Below are 2,022 nucleotides of genomic sequence, written 5' to 3'. Positions count from 1 at the left end.
CTGACGGCCATCCGGCCCTTGTTGGCCGTGCCGAACACTCGCTGGGCGCCGGCCGAGGTCAGGTCGATGAACCGTTCCAGGCTGAGCCGGCCCTGGGCCACATGGGTCAGCATCAGGGGCACAAGCGTCTGGACCCCCGGCATGCCGGACGGTGAGGCCGGATAGGGTTTGGCCTTCTCTTCCTTTGTATGCGGCGCGTGGTCGGACCCCAGGACGTCGGCGACGCCCTGCTGCATGCCCCACAGCCACAGGGCGTCCACATGCTCCTGCGACCGGATCGGCGGGTTCATCTGGGCATAGGCGCCCAGCCGTTCATAGGCTTCGGGGGCGGCCAGGGTCAGGTGTTGCGGCGTGATCTCGACGGTGGCGACATCCTTGTGGAAGCGCAGGAACTCCATCTCGTCCTTGGTCGTGACGTGCAGGACGTGGATGCGCGCGCCGGTCTCCTGGGCCAGGCCGACCAGGCGACGGGTCGAGCGGATGGCGCTTTCGGCGTCGCGGACCTCGGGGTGGCTGGTCCAGTCGCCGGTGCGGGCCAGGCCGCGCCGCTCGACCAGCCGGTATTCGTCCTCGGAATGGAAGGTGGCGCGGCGGCGCACGTTCGACAGGACCTTGCGCACCCCCTCGTCGTCGGCGATCAGCAGGTCGCCGGTCGAGGCGCCCATGAAGACCTTGACCCCGCAGCAGCCGGGCAGCCGCTCCAACTCGCCCAGATAGTCGGCGTTCTCGTGGGTGCCGCCGACATAGAAGGCGTGGTCGGTCCACATCCGGTCCTTCGCCCTTGCCAGCTTGTCGGCCATGGTGTCCGGGTCGGTGGTGTTGGGATTGGTGTTCGGCATCTCGAACACGGCGACGACCCCGCCCAGGGCGGCGGCGCGTGACCCGGTCTCCAGGTCTTCCTTCCACTCCAGGCCGGGTTCGCGGAAATGGACCTGGGTGTCGATGACGCCGGGCAGGACCGTCAGGCCCGTGGCGTCGAAGGTCTCGCCGGCCGAGGCCTGGGACAGGTCGCCGATGAAGGCGATCTTGCCGTCGATCACCCCGACGTCGGCCCGGCCGCGCCCCGCGTGATTGGCCACCTCGCCGCCACGGACGATCAGGTCATAGGTCTGGGTCATGGGGGCGGCTCCTGAGGCTGGCTATGCGAGCTTCTAGCGGATGCGGCACGGGTCGCGAAACGGCTAAACCTCTCCCTCCCCGGACGGGGAGGGAGATTGTCGTCAGCCCCGTTCCTTCAACAGCCGAACCGACGCCTTCAGCACCCGTTCCCACGGCAGGTCCATCATGTGCTGGATCGCCTGGTTCAGCCGGGGATCCAGCGCCTTGAACTCCTCGAAGCTGCGGGGGCCGCGCACGGCGACGCCGTTCCAGGGGCCGCGCGTCGCCTCGTCGGAGGGGCCGAAGGCGGCCACGACGGGGACGCCCGAGGCGACGGCCAGATGGGTCCAGATCGAGTCCGCGCCGACGTAGAGGCTGGCCTTCGACAGGGCGGCGACGGTCTGGAGCCGGGTGAGTTTGCCCTGGAGTTCGATGACGCGGGCGCGGGGCACGGCGTAGCGGATGGTGCGGGCCGCCTCGCGGTCGATCTCCTCGCCGACGAGCATCAGCCGGCCGCCCGCCAGGGGGCCGTCGTCGGCCAGCAGCTTGGTCGCCACCTTGGCGTAGCGTTCGGCGGGCCAGCGGCGGCCCATCCATTCAACGCCGGGGCCGATCGCCAGGATGGGCCGATCCTTTTCAGAATTGGCGCCGCCGGATGCGGGGATCAGGGCCTCGACCTGGGCGCGCGTCTGATCCGAGACATGGAGGCGGGGGGCCGGAACCTCATGCGGCTCCAGCTTCAGCACCGCGGCCGCCGCCTGGACCGCGTGCAGGCCGGGCTGAGCGGTCTTGTCGCGCACCGCCCGTTTCACACGGCGCAGCTTGCCCGACAGGTCCGAGCCGCGCATGTCCACGATCAGGCCCCACTTGGTCCCGCGCACCTGGTTCCACAGGGCGATCCAGTCGAAACGGCCTTCGCGCTCC

At 69.9% G+C, this 2,022-nt stretch carries 2 protein-coding genes; both read right to left on the bottom strand.

Annotation, left to right across the window (positions count from 1 at the left end; all coding sequences use genetic code 11):
• The coding region (locus tag Q0C81_RS18225) for a dihydroorotase (protein ID WP_291841239.1) at positions 1-1,118 on the bottom strand (1,118 nt) is incomplete at its 3' end.
• Positions 1,119-1,220: 102 nt separating this feature from the next.
• The coding region (locus Q0C81_RS18220) for a glycosyltransferase family 9 protein (RefSeq protein ID WP_291841237.1) at positions 1,221-2,022 on the bottom strand (802 nt) is incomplete at its 5' end.

The sequence above is a fragment of the Brevundimonas sp. genome, assembly GCF_023259385.1.
Taxonomy (GTDB): Bacteria; Pseudomonadota; Alphaproteobacteria; order Caulobacterales; family Caulobacteraceae; genus Brevundimonas.
Note: the sequence above shows the minus strand (reverse complement) of the source record. Positions and strands in the feature narration are given on the sequence as shown.